Raw genomic sequence first — 18,768 nt, forward strand, 5'->3', positions numbered from 1 at the left:
CCTCAGCCCGCCATCAGGCGAAGATGGGAGGGCGGCGTCGCTCTCAGCCCCATGAACGCACCCGGCAGGTACCAGTAGGCTGAATGGATGATCCACGAGACGGCACGTCCCGCCTTCAACTTGCGCAATCCCCACCAGGCCAGCACGCTAGAAATCAGACCGATGAAAATATGTTGAGACAGGATGCCCCACGCGAACGGAATGATAATCGCGAGGAACTCATCGAGCGTCCAAAACCCGATCAGCTCCGGATCATCGAGATGCGCGGGAACCGTGTAGCGATTCATGAGTGGCGCCACCCTCCGAGGTGTCCGACCGGATGTATCCGGACGGAACGGGGTTAAAGGTCAGATCGTCGCGGTGACCGCAGCGGTGACGATGGGCACGCCCGTGCCGGCGCCGACGCCGACCCCGACGGGAATGGCGACCTGGCCGAGGCTAAAGCGGCCAGAGGCAAGGCCGACGATGCCGCCCGCAAGGCTCAGCACGGTGATGATCTTGCCGCCCGAGCCTTCGAGGAAGCCGGTGAACGAAGTGAGCGCGGTGTTGAAGGTCGTGTCGGCGCCCGCCATCGCGACTTCGCTGCCGACCAGGCTTGCGACCGCGACCACCGCGGCCCCTTGGATGAGGCTTGCGCCCTTCCCTTTCATCGTGAGTTTCATGTTGCCATGTCCTTTTCCAAACACCGTGATTGTCACGGCCTTCAGAATGAACAGATCAGCGCTGGCGGGAGCAATTAAGGGACGGTTTAGGCAGGCAAACGAATCGGATCATTTCCGAAATGCGGAACCGAACAGGCCAGTTATTTCCCGATAAGGGAAATGCGGTTGCCGTTTCGGGAACCGTGTTTCCCTATGCGGGTAATCTCGATTTCCGCTGCGGTAACAACGATTTCCCGAAAAGGAATTGAACGCAGCGAATCGCGTCCAGCATCCCGGATTCGCCAAATTCACAATTTTGGGCCATTGTGCCCGCCGACACATGCCCTGGATAACCCGTCAATGGCCGCAGGAACGCGCAACGTCCGCCTATTCGTGAGCGAGCAGTGCTTTGACCTGCTTGTGGATGCGATGGCCGCGCTTTCCAAGCAAACCCGCCGGTTTCAGACGATGCGTATGACCGTTCAAGCTGCGTGCTCAAGGCTCAAATCCCACGGGATTTCTAGGATTGAGCTTGAAGAGTTCCTCGCCGATTACCCCATCGAAGGCGATATTCGAATCCATCTCGAGGTCACCCCCGAGTGGTCAGTCGACTACGATATGATGCGAGCCAAGGTGAAGAATATCAGCGAGAAATCTGGATCAGATAAGGCTCTGGTACCCTTCGCAGTTTACCTCGCGGTGAAGCACAATCTTCTATAGGTAATTTCCGCAGACGAATTCCACGCCTCTTAAGACTCTTGACAGCTTATGCCATCCCATAGAGGTTTTGTCATGGGAGGGATGGAACATGCCTCACAGGAACTTGACGCCTGAGACGGTCTTCAAGCCAAGCAGCCCGCCGGGCAGTGAACCCGTTTTCGCTTTTGCTAGGCCCAGCCCGGGTGGGTGCGAACAAGATCAATACAAGCAGCTTATCAATGCCGAGCTAGCGCGCCAGGGCATACTCCCTGCGCACCTCGCCGATCGAATGCGCCTCTCGCGTACAAAGCTTCACAAGATCCTGAAGCAGACCAATCCGCTTACAGACGACCTGCGCGACCGTATTTTCGACGAACTGGGCATGGACCACGTACGCGCCAAGATCAGCGTTGCTCTGCTCCATGACCCCCAGGCCTATGCGGAGCAATCGGTATTCCTGGCGACAGAGAGCCTCAAGAGCTTCTACCTTGAGGTGCTCACCTGCCGGCGCGGCTCTATCGAGGTGGAACTACGTCCGGCTGTCATTCACGAAGCCGCGCGCCGAGCATACGACTTGCTCCTTTCGCACCAGGAGCGGGTCATGCAGAACAGCCAGACCCTGCAGGCCTGACGGCGCGCGCATGGATGCCGAGAACATCGCAGCGTGGACCCATCTCTATGCCGCGGTTGGACTGCTCGCTGCGATCTGCTCGGGGTGTGCGCTACTCAAGACAATCTATGACATCCGAACAGGTATGATCGAGCCGCCGAGAGGTTCGGCGCTTCGGTGGTTGTTATGGTTTCCGAAGGTTTGGCTGCATTTCCAGCTGAGCTATCTGTGCGGGTTTCCAAGCATTTTGGCCATCGCTATCCTCTATGCGCATTATATCGGATTTGCCGCATTTATGCCTTCGTAAGTTATGAGATCCACCTCGCGGTAGCCTGAGGCTCGTACTGCGATGTCGGCCGCTGCAGCCCTTGCAGCAACGGCCGGATCTGGGCTCCCAAGTTTAGTAAGTCGGACCCAGTTGGTTGTGATGGCCTTCACGTAATTTCGGGTTTCCGAAATTGCAGGTATGCTGCCCAGCGAAAGGGAGCGCCGTTCGGGCCCAGCATTGTACGCAGCTAAAGCCAGATCAACGCGCCCAAAGCGGTCAAGTTGCTGTCGAAGATACCGTGCTCCTGCCCTCATGTTGGCAAGTGCGTCCCAAGGGTTTTTGAGCTCTAGATTTCTCGCTGTCCCCGGCATGACCTGCATCATCCCCATCGCCCCGGCCCCGCTTAGTGCCCAAGCCTTATATCCTGACTCCTGGGCGATGACTGCGTCCAGCAGACCTTCAGGAAGGCCGTTTTCGCAAGCGATCGCGGACATTGCTGAAAAATAGGCTACTCGTCTGTTCTCCACCTCGGGAGCTAGCCACCAGGTTGGGCGATACCCATTCTGAGGGCACAACATAGGTGTGGAAGGCGCTGAAATTCCCTGAAGTGTCAGTTCGAAAACGTCAGAGAGGCGGTTCCCGCCAGTAGCGTAAGTTCCCTGGCTGATCCCGGGCGCATCGCCCGACTCAACCAACTGAGGTGGTGCCGGTTTTTCGGACAGGGTGTTAAGCTACTCCCGACCTGATGGATTGGTACGGGAATGAAGACGACGAGGAAGCGCTACAGCGCGGATTTCAAGGCCAAGGTTGCGCTGGAGGCGATCCGTCGACCTGACGCTTGCGGAACTGGCGGCCAAGCATGGCGTCCACCACACGATGATCGCGGCTTGGAAGCGCCAGGCTATCGACGGGATGGCGAGCACGTTCTCCGGGGCCGGCGATGCGGCCAGGACTGCCAGCGATAACGAGATGGAGAAGCTGCACGCCAAGATCGGGCAACTGGTCGTGGAGCGGGATTTTTTAGCGAAAGCCTTCGGTCGATGAGCGTGGACCGGAGGCGGGCGATAGTTGAACCTGCTCACCACCGCCTGTCGATCACGGCGCAATGCAGTCTGCTGCGGATCAGCCGCTCGTCCTATTACTATGCACCGGTGCCGGAGACCGACGAGACGCAGGCGGTGATGACGGTGATCGACGCGACCTTCCTGGACTGCCCGTGGTATGGCAGCCGCCAGATGGCGCGGCACCTGCGCCGTGCGGGTCACGAGGTCGGTCGTCGCCGTGCCCGGCGCCTGATGGCAAAGATGGACCTGACGCCGATCTACCAGCGACCGCGCACGAGCGAGCCGCACCCGCAGCACCGGGTCTACCCGTACCTGCTGCGCAAGCTGGTGATCGACCGGCCCAACCACGTGTGGTGCGCTGATGTGACCTACATCCCGATGCGCCGGGGCTTTTTGTACCTGGTGGCGATCATGGACTGGGCAACCCGCAAGGTGCTGGCCTGGCGGCTGTCGAATACGATGGACGCGGGCTTCTGCGTCGCGGCACTGGAGGAGGCGCTGGCCCGCTACGGCAAGCCCGAGATCTTCAACACCGACCAGGGCAGCCAGTTCACGTCGCAGGCCTTCACCAGCGTGCTGCGCGAGGCCGAGGTGCGCATCAGCATGGACGGCCGGGGGCGCTGGATGGACAACGTCTTCATCGAGCGCCTCTGGCGATCCCTGAAATACGAGTGCGTCTATCTCCACGCCTTCGAGACCGGTTCGGAGCTGCGGGCTGGCCTTGGCCGGTGGATCACCTATTACAATACCCAGCGTCCACACTCGGGCCTGGCCGGGAGAACCCCGGTCGAGGCCTATCGGCGGATCGGGCAATCAGATCATGGGGGGCATGCCCCCCAAGATCTGATGATCAAACAGGCGGCATAACGACAACCGGGATTAGCTTAATTTAGCCGCCAAACTGTCCAAGAAGGCGGGTGTTGATGGCGGAGTAAAATGCCCCAGAAGTGACATTTGAAAATTCCCCACTTCTTCTCGTTGACCCTGTCCGGGGCGCGCCCCGGACAGGGTCAAATTCCAAAAATCCGGCATAGTTCTCCTGGTGGGAGGCGGTGCTGCGATGAAGAAGCTTGGAGATCTGATGATGATCCTGGATTTGCACCGCCAAGGCGTGAAGATCGCCGCCATCGCCCGGCAAGTCGGCATCGACCGCAAGACAGTCCGCAAGTATATCGGCCGCGGCATCGAGGTGCCGACCTATGGCCCTCGCCAACCTCGGGAACGCTTGCTCGATCCCTACATGGATTATCTGCGCGCGCGTCTGGAAGCCTACCCCGGGTTGAGCGCACAGCGTCTAGCGCGCGAGCTTGGCGAACGTGGCTATGCCGGTGGTTACAGCACGGTGCGCGACATGGTGCGCACGCTGCGACCAGCTGGCGGAGGCAAGCCCTATGCCGTGCGCTTCGAGACACCCGCCGGCCAGCAAGCCCAAGTCGACTTCGCACAATTCCGCGTTCGTTTCGCCGACGCGCCCGATCAGGTGCAGATCGTCTGGCTGTTCTCCATGGTCCTGGGCTTCTCCAGGCTGATCTGGGGTCGGTTCGTCATGCGCCAGACGATGCCGAGTGTGCTGGCATGTCATCGCGCCGCGTTCGAGGCGATCGGCGGGGTGCCGCGCGAGATCCTGTACGATCGCATGAAGACTGCCGTCATCGGTGAGGGTGAGGATGGCCGCGTCGTCTACAATCGAACCCTGGGCGAGTTCGCCAAGCATTACGGCTTCCTGCCGAAGGCTTGCCGTGCCTATCGGCCTGAGACCAAGGGCAAGGTCGAACGGCCGTTCCGTTACATCCGCGAGGACTTCTTCCTCGGTGGCACCTTCCGTGACCTGGGCGATCTGAACGCGCAGTTCGACCGCTGGCTTAGCACCGTTGCCAATCCCCGCCTGCACGCATCGACCGGGCGTGTCGTCAATGAGGCCTTTGCCGAGGAACGGCCCGCGCTTCAGCCATTGCCCCTGGTGCCGTTCGGCGCCGTCCTTAAGCTGGAGCGTCGGATCAGCCATGAAGGAATGGTCAGTGTCGGCGGCAACTATTACTCGGTCCCCGACGCAACCCGGCGCCGGGTGGTCGAAGTGCACAGCCTCGCCGACGAAATCCGGATCTTCGAGGATGATTGCCTGATCGCGTGTCACCCCTTGCTGGAAGGGCGGCGGCAGCGTTCGCTGCTTGATGGACACCGGCGCTATCAGCGCCGGAATGACGATCTGCCGTTACCGCACGGATTTACCGGCCAGCAAGTCGCGCGCCGCTCTCTCGACATCTACGCCGCCATCGGCCAGCAACTGGCGGGAGCAAGAGCATGAACTCTCTGCTGCCGGACCCGTCAGCCTCCCTGCTCGATCGCATCAAATGCAGCATGGTCGGCCTCAAGATGCCGCGCGCGATCGAGGTTGTCGATGACTGCGTATCCCGGCTCGACCGCGGCGAGATCACGGCCCTCGAGGCGGTGGAGCAGCTGTTGCTCGAGGAGCTGACCTTCCGCGAGGAGCGCCGCATCCGCGCGGCACTGCGCATGGGCCGGGTCAACACCGTGAAGACGCTGGCAGGATACGACTTCTCGTTCCAACCCTCGCTCGACAAGGCCAGGATCATGGCGCTTGCCGAGTTGAACTTCGTCGCTCGCGCCGAGGTGGTCCATCTGCTCGGCCCGCCCGGCACCGGTAAAAGCCATCTCGCCAGTGCGCTTGGCCTGGAAGCCGTCAGGGCAGGCAAGAGCGTCAGCTTCATCACCCTTGCCGATCTGATCGGCGCTCTCGCGAAGGCTGAACGCGAAGGCACATTGCGGGAGCGGCTTCGCTTCTATTGCCGGCCATCGCTCCTGATCGTCGACGAAATCGGATACCTCCCGGTCATACCCGGCGGCGGCAACCTGTTCTTCCAATTGGTCAACGCCCGCTACGAAAAGGGCGCGATGATCCTGACCTCGAACCGCGGCTTTGCCGAGTGGGGCGACATCTTCGGGAGCCCCGTAGTAGCGACGGCCTTGCTCGATCGTCTGCTGCACCACGCCATCGTCATCCAGATCGATGGCTCAAGCTACCGTCTGCGTCGCCATGCCGATCTCCTGCCTGAGCACATCAGGGCAAACGCGCCAATTACTCCGCCCGCACTGATCGAACCACGTCGCCGCGGGCGCCCACTCAAAAATGGAGGCTCGCCACCAACCACCTGACTGCCCAAAACCTGGAGTGGGGAATTTTACTTTGCCACTTCCGGGGATTTTTACAGTGCCGTTGACAGCGGGACCACCTCAGGCACCGTTGCGACATCGGTCATGCTGCGCAAGCTCTCTGCCTATCGCCGTCAGAACAAACTTGATCTTGCTCTTCGCGAGTTGGGCCGCATCGAACGAACCTTGTTTACGCTCGACTGGCTTGAGCAACCCGAATTGCGACGATCCTGCCAAACTGGACTGAATAAGGGAGAGGCTCGGCACGCAATGGCGGACGCGATCTACACGAACCGACAGGGCCGCTTCACCGACCGCACCCTCGAGAACCAGCAATATCGCGCCTCTGGCCTCGACCTGCTCATCGCCGCCATTGCTTACTGGAACACGCTCTATCTCGAGCGTGCAGCGGATCACCTCCGAAGTTCCGGCTTCCAGATCGACAACGCCTTGCTGGTACACGTATCCCCAGTGGGTTGGTCGCACATCGGGCTGACGGGTGACTACCTGTGGGAAGATGCGACGATCAACCGCGCCGAACGATACCTTCCGCTTCACGATCCAAGCTCCCGGATGAGGCTGGTCGCGTAGCTAATGTTCTTGCTATGTTCGACTTAGCGTTGTCTGGCGAACAAAACTTGAGGTGAGGCCTAACAGCGTCCATAAACATCGATATCTATCCATAGCGTATCGCAACCGTGCAATAGGCTTCGTGGCCAGATGCCGGCTGACGAGCAATCGCCATCATCCAAGGCGCCAGTGAAGTGCTGTTGCGCTGGGGCAAGAGGTGGGCGTGCAATCAGCACGCGTGAGCAACCTTTTAACGCGATGACCACACTTTGACCGCCCACGAGAGGCGCGATTATGCGTATGATCAGTATCTCTGCAACCTGTACTCACCACTCAAAATGCTGCCCAGCCAGTCTAGTTCACCAGCTCTCGGCTAACCAAATTCGGTTGACTCGGGTCCACCACAAAGTTAGACCGAGATTCGATACGCATCGGATAGAAAAGCGGCTTTTGCAGTCTGCCGTCAGGCTGGCATGTACCGTAAACAATTCGTGCTCGGGGGAGTTTTGGATGACGCGTGAGGTGCACGAAAAGACAGTTAAGCTCCCGAACGGGCTGGTGATCAATTATTTCGAGTGGCCGGGCAAAGGGCCCAAATTGCTCCTCCTGCATCCGACAACGGGTTACGGCAGGATCTGGGAATGGCTCGCCGACGCTCTGGGAGATCAATTCCATATCTTTGCCCACGATCAGCGCGGACATGGGCGTTCGGGGCGTCCTGACGGGTCTTATTCGGCGGAGGAATATGCCGACGATGCCGCTCTGTTCATGGAGGCTGTCGGCATTGATCGTGCCATCGTGTTCGGCCATTCGCTTGGATCGAGAGTTGGCCAGGCGCTGGCCGGGCTTTATCCCGAGCGCGTCGAACTGCTGCTGCTGACAGCCACCCATCGCAGCAATTTTTACGGCACCCGCGAAGAAGCAAAGTCCGTCCTAATCACGGCGGCAAACAACCTGGAGCATCCTGAGCGATTTCCGTCAAAAGCGGACGCCATTGCCTATATGCGGGCGCGATGGCCGTGGAGCCCGGACCCCGATCATGCGCTTGAACACAGGATCGCACACAATTTTGACCACGGCGTCGACGGTTCCGTATCGGCGCGTTACGATATCGTGCGCGTATCGCAGGGATTGATGCACCTCAGCGACAATATGCGGCCGCATGCAGCGGCGGTAAAGTGCCCTGTGGTCATCCTTCGCGCTGCGTCCGGCAAGCTTTCGGCGGAAGAGGCTGCAGACCTGTCCCGGTTCTGGCGGGATGCTCGCGTCGTGGACGTCGAGGGAACTTATGCAGTACAACTGGAAAATCCGAAGGGCGTCGCAGAGGTCATACTGGCGCTGACAAGCGAAAAGCGTTGAACGCTTTCGGGCGCTTCGCTCTTTTGGGGAAGGATAATTCGATATGGCAGTAAATTTGCAGCATCCGAACCGTCTGTTCATCGGCGGTGAATGGGTTGAGCCGCTTGATGGCAAGTCAATCGTCGTCGTATCTCCCGACACCGAAGAGGCTGTGTTTGAGGTGGCCGGTGCCGGACCGCGCGACATGGACCGTGCTGTATCGGCTGCGCGTGATGCCTTCGACAACGGGTCATGGTGCGACCTCTCGCCCGAAAGCCGCATCGCTGCAGTTGAGAAGCTGGCCGACGCATTGGACCGGCGTTCCGGTGAAATCGCAGAGGCCTGGTCGCTTCAGGTTGGTGCACTTGCATTTCTCGCGCCGATTTTCGCGGGAATAGGCACGCAAAATCTGCGTGATGCCGTCCTGCACGGGCGGGCCTTCAAGTTTGAGCAGCAAGTTTCGAGCCCGATGGCTTCCGATGCCCGTATTGTGCATGAACCGGTCGGCGTTGTTGCGGCAATTACGCCGTGGAATGTGCCGTATATGCTGATGACGAACAAGTTGGGCCCGGCGTTGGTTGCCGGATGCACCATTGTGATGAAGCCATCGCCTGAGACGCCGATCGAAGCGTATATCATCGCCGAGTGCGCGCAGGAGGCCGGCATTCCGGCAGGTGTCATCAACCTTGTCCCTGCCGACCGCGAGGCAGCCGATCATCTCATGCGAAATCCGCAGATCGACAAGGTCGCGTTCACAGGATCAACTGCAGTAGGCAAACAGATTGCCCAGGTCTGTGCCGAGCAGGTGCGTCGCTGCAGTCTCGAACTTGGCGGCAAGTCGGCGGCCATCGTTCTTGACGACATGAGCGACGAGGACGTTGCGCGAATCCTGACAGGCGCCATTACGACATTGAGCGGACAAGTCTGCGCAATGCTCAGTCGCGCCCTCGTTCCCCGCCACCGTTATGACGGCATCGCCAACGCGATTGCCGACGCAATGAAGCAGGTGAAAATCGGCCATTCGGACGATCCTGTCGCGCAGATGGGGCCGCTCGCGACACGGCGCCAACTCGGACGCGTCCAGCGCTATGTGGAAATCGGAATTGCCGAGGGGGCCACGTTGATGGCCGGCGGGAAGTCCCCTTCCCAGCCAAACCAGGGCGTATTCTTCGAGCCAACCCTGTTCACCGGTGTGACCAACGATATGACCATTGCCCGCGAAGAAATCTTCGGGCCGGTTCTTTGCCTGATTGCCTACGACAGCGTTGAACAGGCCATCCAGATCGCTAACGATTCTGCTTACGGCCTGAATTCCTCGGTCCTGACCAACGATGCGGAAGCGGCTGCCAGGATTGGCCGCAAGATGCGTGCCGGGACTTTCGCTCAGAACGGATTGCGAAGCGACTTTTCGCTCCCGATGGGCGGGTTCAAACAATCCGGCATCGGCCGCGAAGGCGGCGAGCAAGGCCTTCGCGGCTATCTCGAGAGCAAGTCCATGTTGCTAGATACCAGCAACTGAACCATGTCCGGGGCTTATCAGCCTCGACCAGAAACGGCCTCTCGGCTGACAAGATCGGATCCCTATCATGCAGAAATTGGTGGTTTTCTACCCTCCGCAGCCTGAAATGGCGGCCTTCAAGGCCTATTATGTCAACAACCACTTGCCATTGGCTCGCAAGATTCCGGGGCTGCAGGCGATGCGCCATTCCTTTGACATCACAACTTTGGCCGGCGACGTTCAATACGCTTGCATCTTCGAGGCAGAATTTGCGGATGGCCCAGCGCTGGGTGCCGGAATGGGCTCTCCCGAAGGACAGGCGGTTGCCGCTGATGTGGCAAATTTTGCGCAAGTGCCGCCTACCCTCATCCATTATCACATCGACGAACAGCCCGCCTGAACGGACGCAGCCCTGACGTTGTGCAACGCCATCAGGCAGGCAGCGCACATTCGTCGCATTGGTTGATGGGCGGATTTCTGGCCGTCTGAATTTGTTTGCCAGTCCCAGGAGGCAGCGCGTTTTGGCAGGCAGTCGTGGGCGTTTCGCGCGCCCATGCTGAAACATCGGCTGAGCGGCCGGGTGCATTACTGTGTGAAACCTGTGTTCGGGTGCGACAATCGGACGCCATCAACTTCAGGAGCTCTCATGAACGCTGTGCTGATGCAGAAAAAGGACGCAGACTCCGGTTCGGGCAAAGCAGGTTTCCGCAAGACTCTGAGCGCGCTGACAGCACTTCGGAATGGCTTCTCTCAGTCCGGCCGCAAGCTCCTCAGGCATGTTCTGCCGATGCTTGACCGAGATAACCCTGCCAGACCGGTGAGCAACAGCAGCACGGTCCGAGAGCTGGCAGCGGCCTTGCTGTCGACGCGCGGCGAAGCTGCCGGCGTTGCGATAGCGACCGACTTGCTTAACCTTTATGCGCAGCTTGATGCCGGAGACAGACTGAAATTTTTCGAGATGCTCGCCAGCGATTTCGATCCCGACGAACGTGCGCTTGTGGCGTCGTGGGAAAAATTCCGCTCTGAAGGTCCGACCGCTCTGCCCCAACTTTTCAACGTAGTGGAAGCACCCCGGCAGGAACTGTTTCGCCGCCTGAACCTTGCGCCCGGCGGCACCGCAGCTTTGGTGAGAATGCGCGAGGACCTTCTGGCCCTAAAGCGCGATCTTGTTTCGCTGGAACGGGTCGATTTCGATCTGAAGCATCTTTTGCAATCCTGGTTCAATCGCGGGTTTCTGAAGATGCAGTCCATCGACTGGTCTTCACCAGCCAGTTTGCTGGAACTCCTGATCCGCTATGAGGCGGTGCACGACATCACGAGTTGGTCAGACTTGCGTCGGCGGCTGGCACCAACCGACCGGCGCTGTTTTGCGTTCTTTCATCCGGTCATGCCCGATGAGCCACTGATTTTTGTCGAAGTCGGGTTAACAATAGGCATCCCTGACAATATTCAGGATATGCTTGCCGCCGATCGCGTGCCAATCGAGCCAGCTTTGGCAACCACCGCGACTTTCTATTCGATCAACAATTGTCAGCGCGGCTTGGCGGGCATTTCGTTCGGTCATTTCCTGATCAAGCAGGTTGCAGCCGATCTGAAGCGCGAGCTGCCGGGACTTGATTGTTTCGTCACGTTATCCCCGTTACCCGGCTTGATGAAATGGTTGCGAGAGACGGAAAAACCCGAACATGATCAGGCGCTTGTCGAAGCCTTGGGTACTCCGGAAGGTTTCGCCGCACTTGACAAGGGTTCCGCTCAATCTTTCCTCTTGCAGCATGCGGTCACCTATTTGACGCAAACGCGGGATGCCGTAGGCAAGCCTCGCGATCCCGTCGCCCGGTTCCACCTGGGAAATGGCGCGCGGCTTGAACGCCTGAACTGGGCAGCCGACACATCAATCAACGGACTACGCCAGAGTGGTGGGATCATGGTTAATTATCTCTACGACCTGGCACATCTAGAAGAGAACCACGAAGCTTTCGTGGAACAGGGCCAAGTCGTGACTGGGGAGCCGTTCGACACGTTGCTCAACGCGACTGTTCGCCAATCCGCAAAAGGACAGATTTGATGGCCAATCTCTATTCCCGGCTGGAAAGCGGGTTCCCCCAAGGCGCAGCGGCAATTTTCGCGACGACCGGCGACGGCGTCGCGCTGACTTACCAAGGGGTCAGGGACCAGTCTGCTCGCTATGCCAACCTGCTGCAATCGCTTGGCGTCGAGCCGGGTGATCGTGTCGCGGTTCAGGCTTCCAAAAGCCTGGATATGCTCATGTTATATCTGGGCTGCCTTCGTTCAGGTGCGATCTTCCTCCCGCTCAATCCTGCATACACCGCTGGGGAACTGGGCTATTTCCTCAAGGACGCAAATCCGCGCCTGTTCGTATGTGCCCCGTCAAGTGAACAAGACGTTCGCCCGCTCGCAGTCGCTGCCGGCGTTGAACACGTTATGACGCTTGGCGGCAATGGCGCAGGCACGCTGGTAGACTCTGTCTCCGCACATTCAGCTGAGTTCGACACTGTCCACGTTGAAAACGACGCGATCGCAGCAATCCTTTATACATCGGGTACGACCGGACGATCCAAGGGAGCGATGCTGAGCCACGACAATCTGGCATCAAACTGCTTCACCCTGAAGAATTACTGGCGCTTCAACGCTGATGACGTCCTGCTTCACGCCCTGCCCATTTTCCATACGCATGGCCTTTTCGTTGCAACGAATGTCCTGATGGCTGCAGGCGCACAGATGATATTTCTGCAGACGTTCGATGTGGATCAGGTTATCACTGCGCTTCCGCGGGCGACCGTGATGATGGGCGTTCCGACGTTCTACATCCGTCTGCTGAACGACAGCCGATTCGACCGTGATCTTGTTGCCCATATCCGCCTATTCGTTTCGGGATCTGCACCACTTTCGGCCGATATACATCGTGCCTTTCGCGAACACACAGGACAGGTCATCCTTGAACGCTACGGCATGACCGAGACAAATATGAACACGTCGAACCCCTACGAAGGCGAGCGCCGGCCAGGCACTGTCGGCTTGCCGCTGCCCGGCGTTTCCGTCCGCATTGCCGATCCGGAGTCCGGAACTGTGCTCCCGCAAGGCGAAGTAGGCGTCATCGAGATTCAGGGGCCGAATGTTTTCAAGGGCTACTGGAACATGCCGGAAAAGACGGCGGCCGAATTTCGAAACGGATACTTCATTTCCGGAGATCTGGGCCTGATCGACGCCGACGGATATGTCGCGATCGTCGGAAGAGCCAAGGATCTGATTATTTCCGGCGGCTACAATATCTACCCTGCCGAAGTGGAAGCGGCACTCGATGAGATTCCCCAAATCCGGGAATCGGCGGTCATCGGGGTATCGCATCCAGACATGGGCGAAGGTGTTGTAGGCGTTGTTGTTGCGAACCAGGCCGGCTTTGTCGACGAAGCGGTAATCAAGGCCGAGTTGCAGGACCAGCTTGCCCGATTCAAGCAGCCGCGGCGAATATTTTTCGTCGACGAACTGCCAAAGAACGCAATGGGAAAAGTGCAGAAAAACCTGTTGCGCGAGACCTACGAGAATGTGTTCCAGTCGCCAAGTCATTGATCCGGACTTCAATTCGCGCAGGCCCGAACCCGCCCGGACGTACCGTAACAGGGCGTCCGGGCAGCAATGATTCCGCGGAACACCTTACCCGCGAATACTCGCGCTGTTTTCAGACATCGCCGCCTGCCAGAACCTGTCTACCAAACCATCTGCTTGACCGCGGTCACCTGCCTGGCGTGATTATAATTCACATGATAAGCATGTTGCATTGCTTATCATGTTAAGCTAAATCCATCGGGTGACGGGCAGGCGGTGGTGACTTGCGCCAGGGACGAGGATTCAAGGGATGGCCAGCAAGCGGACGCTCGCACTTGAAGCGATTGGCAGGATGAATGGCGTAAGCCATGGCGGAGCGCTGGGCCATTTTTTTGGCGGCACTGCAGTGGCCGGACAAGGCGACCTTTTCGAAGTCCTTGATCCGTCGACCGGGTCTGTCTTGGGCAAGGCCGCCGATGCGACCGACGCAGAACTCGACGCTGCGGTGACAAGCGCCGCAGATGTATTTGGCGACTGGAGCCGGACAGCACCCCAGATCCGCCGACAGATCCTCAACAAGGTGGCAGACCTCATCGTCGCCCGCGCAGATGAAATCGCAGCAGTAGAGTGTCTGGACTCAGGTCAGTGCTGGCGCTTCATGTCAAAGGCGGCGTTGCGCGGCGCTGAAAACTTCCGGTTCTTTGCCGATCGTGCGCCGTCCGCAGCCGATGGACTGGCGTTGCCCAGTGCCGACCATGTCAATTACACCACGCGCAAGGCTATCGGACCAGTCGCAGTCATCACGCCGTGGAATACGCCCTTCATGCTATCGACATGGAAGATTGCGCCTGCATTGGCGGCAGGATGCACAGTCGTTCACAAGCCTGCAGAATGGTCTCCTTATTCCGCAAGACTGCTGGTTGAGATTGCGCACGAAGCGGGCCTGCCGGCGGGGGTCTTCAACGCCATAAACGGCCTCGGCGAAACTACAGGCAAGCGCCTCACAGAGCATCCAGCCATCAAGGCAGTCGCTTTCGTCGGCGAAACGTCGACCGGTTCAGCCATCATGCGGCAGGGTGCGCAAACACTCAAGCGCGTGCATTTTGAACTTGGCGGCAAAAATCCCGTAATCGTATTTGCTGATGCCGATCTTGAACTGGCTGTAGATGCCGCAGTGTTCATGATCTACTCGCTCAATGGCCAGCGCTGCACATCGTCCTCGCGATTGCTGGTTCAACGATCGATCTATGACACTTTTGTCGAAAAAGTCGCAGCGCGGGCCCGCAATCTCAAGGTCGGCGATCCGCTTGACCCCGAGACGGAAGTCGGCCCGCTTATCCACCCGCGTCACTTTGCCAAGGTCCAGTGCTACATGGATATTGCCCGCTCGGACGGCGCGCAAATCGCGGCAGGTGGAGCGCCGGTGGCAGATACCACAGGCTTTTTCTTTCAGCCGACGCTGTTCACTGGTGCCGAGCAATCGATGCGGATTGCGCAGGAAGAAATCTTTGGCCCGGTGCTGACCGCAATTCCGTTCGACGATGAGACAGACGCTATCGCTAAGGCAAATGACGTCGAGTACGGCCTCGCCGGTTACGTCTGGACAAGCGACGTGGGCCGAGCGCTCCGTGTTTCCGATGCGCTGGACGTGGGCATGGTGTGGGTAAACAGCGAAAATGTCCGCCACTTGCCGACACCTTTCGGCGGCATAAAGTCTAGCGGGATTGGCCGGGACGGGGGCGACTGGAGCTTCGATTTCTACATGGAAACGAAGAACGTAGCGCTGGCGCGTGGCACACACAAAATCCAGCGGCTGGGGGCTTGAATGGCCAAGGTGGCGATAAATGCAGGTTTGCGCGGTTCAGGTTTCCGCTTCGGGCGCTGCAAGACTCCCACCGTCAATCACCGGCGCGAAAGGTTCGAGCGCGACCACAAGCGCCTGGATCTCGTCACGCAACCGGTCCAACCGTTCAACGCCAAAGGCGCCTTCGTAAGCAGCCAGAAGAACCGCAGTATTGGCCGCAGTTCGGGTGATCTGGCTCTCTCCTTCAATGGTGAGCCGGATAACGCTGCGGCGCTTGTCGTCGCGGTCCGTATCCTTGGCAAGCAGCCCGCGCCCGATCAGATCGCGCACGATCCGCGTAACGCTTGGCGGATGGAGCAGGGCGAGCCGGGCGATGGAACCGGCATCCAGCGGGCCGGAGTGCGACAGGACGCGCAGCACACGCCACTGCTGGTCGGTAAACCCTGCTTCGCGAAGGTGTTCGCGCAGCGGGGCCATTACCGCCTCGCGCGCTGCCAGCAGGACACCCGCCAACGATTGTGGGTATGGCGGAAGGATTGTCGGTTCATCAATGGGCCGTGCCATGCGCCAGCCATGGCATATCCGTCCGCACTTGACAAACTTATCATGTTAATTTTCGCTTGAAGCAAGCGTCTGGAAAGGTGCGGTTCAAGATGATCGCGGGGAATATTTACGGCGTGGTGTTGAATGATGCCGCCGAACAAAAACGCCTCGGCGTCACACTACGTGAAAAGCCTTACGGTGCGCCACCTGTTGCCCCGGTCATTTATCAACGGCCGCTGACGAGCATCGCACGAGGGCCTGTCAAAGTCCCTGAAGGCGGCCTGGTAGCGGCGACGACGGTGGCTTTGCTGGTCGCGCGCAACGCCTGCAGGGTGCAATCTGCAGAAGCGGGTGCTTGCATCGGCGCAGCCTCGCTCGCCGTCGATCTGTTCGTACCGACGTCAAGCTATTACCGCCCGGCAATCGCCAATCGCAATTCCGACGGCTACTTGGTGCTGGGCGATTTTGCCGAATTGGCAATGCCCAAGGCGATCACGCTCAGCCTTGACGGGGAACTTGTACATGAATGGTCGACTGATCGTTTGATCCGCAGTGCAACCCGGTTGATAGCTGACCTTTCGCAATACATGACGCTCTGGGCAGGTGATGTCCTGCTTATCGGCCTGCCGGGCGACGCGCCGGTCATAACCGCAGGGCAGACCATTTCAGTTTTCGGCAGGCCCCTCCCCCAGATCAATACCGCGACGACCGGAGAAGCACCATGAAGCGCGCGCGCATCTACCACCGCGGGCGGGAAATCTGGACGCATCTCACTGACGACGACAGCGCTTTGGTGCTGCCGGACGGCGCGCGGCTGCCGGTGAATGATGCGCAATGGCTGCCACCAGTCCAGCGGGGCGCAGCGGTCTACGCCCTCGGGCTGAACTATGCAGACCACAACAAGGAACTCGGTTTTGCTCCGAAGCTCGAAACGCCACTTGTGTTCATGAAAGGCGACAACTGTTTTGTTGGCCATCTGGGCGATACGCCGCGTCCCGCCGATGGCAACCAGATGCACCCGGAATGCGAACTGGTTGCGGTAATCGGGCGCCCTTCACGCAATGTGAAGCCTGAAGACGCGCTGGCCTGCGTCAGCGGCTACACCATCGCCAATGATTATGCGATCCGCGAATATCTCGAGAACTATTATCGGCCGAACGCCCGAGTAAAAAACCGGGACGCTACAACGCCAATCGGGCCGTGGATTGTCGATGCCGCCGATGTTCCAGACCCGCAGGCGCTGCGCCTCAGCACGCGTGTCAACGGGGCGCTGGTTCAGGAGGGAACGACTGCCGACATGATCCTGTCGGTTGCCGGTCTCGTATCCTATCTGTCGAGCGTGACGACATTGATGCCCGGCGATCTCATCCTCACCGGGACGCCGCAGGGTGTCCATTTCTGCGCTGCCGGTGACAGGGTGGAGAGTGAGATCGAGGGCATCGGCCTGCTAATCAACCAGCTGGTGCCCGCATGAGCCTCTACCATTTGTCCAAGCTGATCTACGTCCTCAACAAGGCTGACGACGCCAAACGCCAATGGCGCGGATCGCCCGAGAAACTCGCCGACCGGTTTGCACTCGATCCCGAAGAACGCGATGCCGTGCTCAACCACGATATTGGTTTGATTTATGTTCTGGGCGTCAACGGACAATTGCTGATGCACTTCGCGGCGCTGTGCGGGATCGAATGGTCTGACTACTTGCGTCTCATGCGTGAGGGTGTGGAGAAATACGGACCGGTCCGCGCAGGTCTTTATGCAATGACGACGGCCATGGACGAGAAGGTGGCAGGGCTATGACACTGGTGTACACCGGCATTTGCAGCCATGCCCCCGGCATCACTGCGCGGGCGGAAATGGCTGATCCCGCGCTGCGCGATCCCTTCTATGACGCGCTTGCCCAGATGCGCGATGAAATCCGCGCCGCACGGCCCGATGTCCTGATGATCGTCGCGGCGGAACACTTTGCAAACTTCTTCATGAACTGCATGCCCGCTTTTGCAGTTGGCATGGGCGACAGCTACCGAGGGCCGATCGAAGACCCCGACTGGCTGAGGATTCCGTTGCGCGAACAGCGCGGTGCCCCCGACCTGGCGCGTAAGCTTGTGACGGAAATGCTGCAAACTGTGGATGTGGCCTATTGCGAGGAATGGCAATTCGATCACGGCATTATCGTGCCGCTCCATTTTCTGGATCCCGAAAATGCGATGAAGGTTATCCCAGTCAACATCAACTGCCAAGGTCCACCGCTGACCCCGCTTCATCGTGCCTGGGCATTTGGCGAGGCAATCCGCCGGGCAGCAGACAGCGTGCCGGAACGGATTGCCCTTGTGGCGACGGGCGGGATTTCGCATTGGCCGGCCACTCCGGATAGTGGCAAGATCAATGAAGCGTGGGACCGCGATTTTCTTGATCGCTGGAGCGCGAACGACCGCGACAGGATGCTGTCCTACACAGACATTGAAACCTATCGCGACGCGGGACAGGGCGGGTTTGAAATCCGCACTTTCATTGCCGCCGCCGCCGCCGCGAGGGGCAAAGGAACAATCCAGTTTTTTGTTCCGATCCCGATATTCGCAGTCGGCTGCACTGTTGCGCGCATGGAGATTGCATAATGGCACATGCCACCATCGAATGGACCGCAAACTTGGCGGGCGTGTTCGATCTTGACGCTTTGATGCGCTTGATAGCCAATCAAATGCGGCTGCACTCTGACGGCGTGTTTCCGACCGGCGGCATCAGAGTGCGCGGCTACCGCGTAGACGACTACGTCATTGCCGATGGCGCCTGTGACGAAGATGCATTCATCAACATCGATGTAAAAATGGGCGCTGGGCGCAGTGCAGCCTTTCGCAAGGTCTTTTTCGATGCGTTGTTTGACGAGATCCGCAACTTTCTTGGCGACCTTTTCGACCGTTGCCCGCTCGCGCTTTCGATGTATGTCGAGGAAGTCGAGGGCTGGAAACACAATTCGATCCACAAGCGCCTGAAAGGTTGAAGC

The 18,768-nt window shown here is 59.1% G+C and carries 20 protein-coding genes and 2 pseudogenes; 18 read left to right on the forward strand and 4 right to left on the reverse strand.

The genetic code is table 11. The features are described from left to right. Positions 1 to 2: 2 nt before the first annotated feature. Both traL and RM192_RS19645 read right to left on the reverse strand, forming a co-directional pair. Positions 3 to 287 (reverse strand): type IV conjugative transfer system protein TraL, encoded by a 285-nt coding sequence (traL, locus tag RM192_RS19640; RefSeq protein WP_311509394.1) that lies wholly within the window; start codon positions 285 to 287, stop codon positions 3 to 5. Between the two features lie 60 nt (positions 288 to 347). Then, a complete protein-coding gene (locus RM192_RS19645; protein WP_122129304.1) occupies positions 348 to 662 on the reverse strand; it encodes a hypothetical protein in 315 nt (104 codons plus the stop codon). 339 nt (positions 663 to 1,001) lie between these two features. Here RM192_RS19645 and RM192_RS19650 point away from each other — a divergent pair, with 339 nt between their 5' ends. The 3 genes from RM192_RS19650 (at position 1,002) to RM192_RS19660 (ending at position 2,257) form a co-directional block, all read left to right on the forward strand. Continuing rightward, positions 1,002 to 1,361 carry a hypothetical protein gene (locus RM192_RS19650; protein WP_311509395.1) on the forward strand — a complete coding sequence of 120 codons (360 nt, stop codon included), beginning with the start codon at positions 1,002 to 1,004 and terminating at the stop codon, positions 1,359 to 1,361. A gap of 268 nt (positions 1,362 to 1,629) precedes the next feature. Continuing rightward, a complete protein-coding gene (locus RM192_RS19655; protein ID WP_311509396.1) occupies positions 1,630 to 1,971 on the forward strand; it encodes a hypothetical protein in 342 nt (113 codons plus the stop codon). Positions 1,972 to 1,981: 10 nt separating this feature from the next. After that, positions 1,982 to 2,257, forward strand: a complete 276-nt coding sequence (locus tag RM192_RS19660; RefSeq protein WP_311509397.1) for a hypothetical protein — start codon at positions 1,982 to 1,984, stop codon at positions 2,255 to 2,257. Here RM192_RS19660 and RM192_RS19665 read toward each other — a convergent pair. After that, positions 2,224 to 2,796, reverse strand: a complete 573-nt coding sequence (locus RM192_RS19665; RefSeq protein WP_311509398.1) for a lytic transglycosylase domain-containing protein — start codon at positions 2,794 to 2,796, stop codon at positions 2,224 to 2,226. The genes RM192_RS19660 and RM192_RS19665 overlap by 34 nt on opposite strands. A 183-nt stretch (positions 2,797 to 2,979) precedes the next feature. Between RM192_RS19665 and RM192_RS19670 the strand changes: the two are divergent. From RM192_RS19670 to hpaE, 10 genes and pseudogenes are all read left to right on the forward strand, one after another. Then, positions 2,980 to 4,149 (forward strand): annotated as a pseudogene (locus RM192_RS19670) (IS3 family transposase). Positions 4,150 to 4,342: 193 nt separating this feature from the next. Beyond that, positions 4,343 to 5,587: an IS21 family transposase gene (istA, locus tag RM192_RS19675; protein ID WP_311509399.1), complete on the forward strand. Its 1,245-nt coding sequence runs from the start codon at positions 4,343 to 4,345 to the stop codon at positions 5,585 to 5,587. Next, entirely contained in the window at positions 5,584 to 6,456 is an 873-nt protein-coding gene (gene istB, locus RM192_RS19680) for an IS21-like element helper ATPase IstB (protein ID WP_311509400.1), read from the forward strand. Before istA ends, istB begins: the two co-directional genes overlap by 4 nt. 78 nt (positions 6,457 to 6,534) lie before the next feature. Then, positions 6,535 to 7,044: pseudogene (locus RM192_RS19685) on the forward strand (Tn3 family transposase); the annotation flags it as partial. A gap of 429 nt (positions 7,045 to 7,473) precedes the next feature. Continuing rightward, positions 7,474 to 8,382 carry an alpha/beta hydrolase gene (locus RM192_RS19690; RefSeq protein ID WP_311509402.1) on the forward strand — a complete coding sequence of 303 codons (909 nt, stop codon included), beginning with the start codon at positions 7,474 to 7,476 and terminating at the stop codon, positions 8,380 to 8,382. Positions 8,383 to 8,425: 43 nt separating this feature from the next. Beyond that, a complete protein-coding gene (locus RM192_RS19695) occupies positions 8,426 to 9,880 on the forward strand; it encodes an aldehyde dehydrogenase (protein WP_311509403.1) in 1,455 nt (484 codons plus the stop codon). A 67-nt stretch (positions 9,881 to 9,947) separates the two neighbouring features. Beyond that, positions 9,948 to 10,259: an EthD family reductase gene (locus RM192_RS19700; protein WP_311509404.1), complete on the forward strand. Its 312-nt coding sequence runs from the start codon at positions 9,948 to 9,950 to the stop codon at positions 10,257 to 10,259. Positions 10,260 to 10,505: 246 nt separating this feature from the next. Continuing rightward, entirely contained in the window at positions 10,506 to 11,924 is a 1,419-nt protein-coding gene (locus tag RM192_RS19705) for a malonyl-CoA decarboxylase (protein WP_311509405.1), read from the forward strand. Further along, positions 11,924 to 13,447 carry a malonyl-CoA synthase gene (locus RM192_RS19710; protein ID WP_311509407.1) on the forward strand — a complete coding sequence of 508 codons (1,524 nt, stop codon included), beginning with the start codon at positions 11,924 to 11,926 and terminating at the stop codon, positions 13,445 to 13,447. Before RM192_RS19705 ends, RM192_RS19710 begins: the two co-directional genes overlap by 1 nt. A gap of 286 nt (positions 13,448 to 13,733) precedes the next feature. Continuing rightward, positions 13,734 to 15,248, forward strand: a complete 1,515-nt coding sequence (gene hpaE, locus RM192_RS19715; protein WP_311509409.1) for a 5-carboxymethyl-2-hydroxymuconate semialdehyde dehydrogenase — start codon at positions 13,734 to 13,736, stop codon at positions 15,246 to 15,248. Between the two features lie 36 nt (positions 15,249 to 15,284). On the opposite strand, the gene RM192_RS19720 is transcribed toward hpaE, so the two are convergent. Beyond that, entirely contained in the window at positions 15,285 to 15,791 is a 507-nt protein-coding gene (locus RM192_RS19720) for a MarR family transcriptional regulator (RefSeq protein WP_311509410.1), read from the reverse strand. Between the two features lie 89 nt (positions 15,792 to 15,880). Between RM192_RS19720 and RM192_RS19725 the strand changes: the two genes are divergently transcribed. From RM192_RS19725 to RM192_RS19745, 5 genes are read left to right on the forward strand one after another with little or no spacing between them, the layout of a single operon-like run. Then, complete coding sequence (locus RM192_RS19725) at positions 15,881 to 16,495, forward strand: fumarylacetoacetate hydrolase family protein (protein ID WP_311509411.1); 615 nt, start codon at positions 15,881 to 15,883, stop codon at positions 16,493 to 16,495. Next, positions 16,492 to 17,244, forward strand: a complete 753-nt coding sequence (locus RM192_RS19730) for a fumarylacetoacetate hydrolase family protein (RefSeq protein WP_311509413.1) — start codon at positions 16,492 to 16,494, stop codon at positions 17,242 to 17,244. Before RM192_RS19725 ends, RM192_RS19730 begins: the two co-directional genes overlap by 4 nt. Further along, positions 17,241 to 17,567: an aromatic ring-opening dioxygenase subunit LigA gene (locus RM192_RS19735; RefSeq protein WP_311509415.1), complete on the forward strand. Its 327-nt coding sequence runs from the start codon at positions 17,241 to 17,243 to the stop codon at positions 17,565 to 17,567. Before RM192_RS19730 ends, RM192_RS19735 begins: the two co-directional genes overlap by 4 nt. Continuing rightward, complete coding sequence (locus RM192_RS19740) at positions 17,564 to 18,382, forward strand: extradiol ring-cleavage dioxygenase (protein ID WP_311509417.1); 819 nt, start codon at positions 17,564 to 17,566, stop codon at positions 18,380 to 18,382. The genes RM192_RS19735 and RM192_RS19740 overlap by 4 nt, the downstream gene beginning before the upstream one ends. Then, positions 18,382 to 18,765, forward strand: coding sequence for a 5-carboxymethyl-2-hydroxymuconate isomerase (locus RM192_RS19745; RefSeq protein ID WP_311509419.1), 384 nt, complete (start codon positions 18,382 to 18,384; stop codon positions 18,763 to 18,765). Before RM192_RS19740 ends, RM192_RS19745 begins: the two co-directional genes overlap by 1 nt. Positions 18,766 to 18,768: the final 3 nt, after the last annotated feature.

The sequence above is a fragment of the Novosphingobium sp. MMS21-SN21R genome (genome assembly GCF_031846015.1).
GTDB lineage: Bacteria > Pseudomonadota > Alphaproteobacteria > Sphingomonadales > Sphingomonadaceae > Novosphingobium.

Bases quoted from the DNA above. Each gene is read 5' to 3' on its own strand.
- traL (WP_311509394.1), bottom strand. From the start codon at position 287: ATGAATCGCTACACGGTTCCCGCGCATCTCGATGATCCGGAGCTGATC.
- RM192_RS19645 (WP_122129304.1), bottom strand. From the start codon at position 662: ATGAAACTCACGATGAAAGGGAAGGGCGCAAGCCTCATCCAAGGGGCC.
- RM192_RS19650 (WP_311509395.1), top strand. From the start codon at position 1,002: ATGGCCGCAGGAACGCGCAACGTCCGCCTATTCGTGAGCGAGCAGTGC.
- RM192_RS19655 (WP_311509396.1), top strand. From the start codon at position 1,630: ATGCGCCTCTCGCGTACAAAGCTTCACAAGATCCTGAAGCAGACCAAT.
- RM192_RS19660 (WP_311509397.1), top strand. From the start codon at position 1,982: ATGGATGCCGAGAACATCGCAGCGTGGACCCATCTCTATGCCGCGGTT.
- RM192_RS19665 (WP_311509398.1), bottom strand. From the start codon at position 2,796: ATGTTGTGCCCTCAGAATGGGTATCGCCCAACCTGGTGGCTAGCTCCC.
- istA (WP_311509399.1), top strand. From the start codon at position 4,343: ATGAAGAAGCTTGGAGATCTGATGATGATCCTGGATTTGCACCGCCAA.
- istB (WP_311509400.1), top strand. From the start codon at position 5,584: ATGAACTCTCTGCTGCCGGACCCGTCAGCCTCCCTGCTCGATCGCATC.
- RM192_RS19695 (WP_311509403.1), top strand. From the start codon at position 8,426: ATGGCAGTAAATTTGCAGCATCCGAACCGTCTGTTCATCGGCGGTGAA.
- RM192_RS19700 (WP_311509404.1), top strand. From the start codon at position 9,948: ATGCAGAAATTGGTGGTTTTCTACCCTCCGCAGCCTGAAATGGCGGCC.
- RM192_RS19705 (WP_311509405.1), top strand. From the start codon at position 10,506: ATGAACGCTGTGCTGATGCAGAAAAAGGACGCAGACTCCGGTTCGGGC.
- RM192_RS19710 (WP_311509407.1), top strand. From the start codon at position 11,924: ATGGCCAATCTCTATTCCCGGCTGGAAAGCGGGTTCCCCCAAGGCGCA.
- hpaE (WP_311509409.1), top strand. From the start codon at position 13,734: ATGGCCAGCAAGCGGACGCTCGCACTTGAAGCGATTGGCAGGATGAAT.
- RM192_RS19720 (WP_311509410.1), bottom strand. From the start codon at position 15,791: ATGGCACGGCCCATTGATGAACCGACAATCCTTCCGCCATACCCACAA.
- RM192_RS19725 (WP_311509411.1), top strand. From the start codon at position 15,881: ATGATCGCGGGGAATATTTACGGCGTGGTGTTGAATGATGCCGCCGAA.
- RM192_RS19730 (WP_311509413.1), top strand. From the start codon at position 16,492: ATGAAGCGCGCGCGCATCTACCACCGCGGGCGGGAAATCTGGACGCAT.
- RM192_RS19735 (WP_311509415.1), top strand. From the start codon at position 17,241: ATGAGCCTCTACCATTTGTCCAAGCTGATCTACGTCCTCAACAAGGCT.
- RM192_RS19740 (WP_311509417.1), top strand. From the start codon at position 17,564: ATGACACTGGTGTACACCGGCATTTGCAGCCATGCCCCCGGCATCACT.
- RM192_RS19745 (WP_311509419.1), top strand. From the start codon at position 18,382: ATGGCACATGCCACCATCGAATGGACCGCAAACTTGGCGGGCGTGTTC.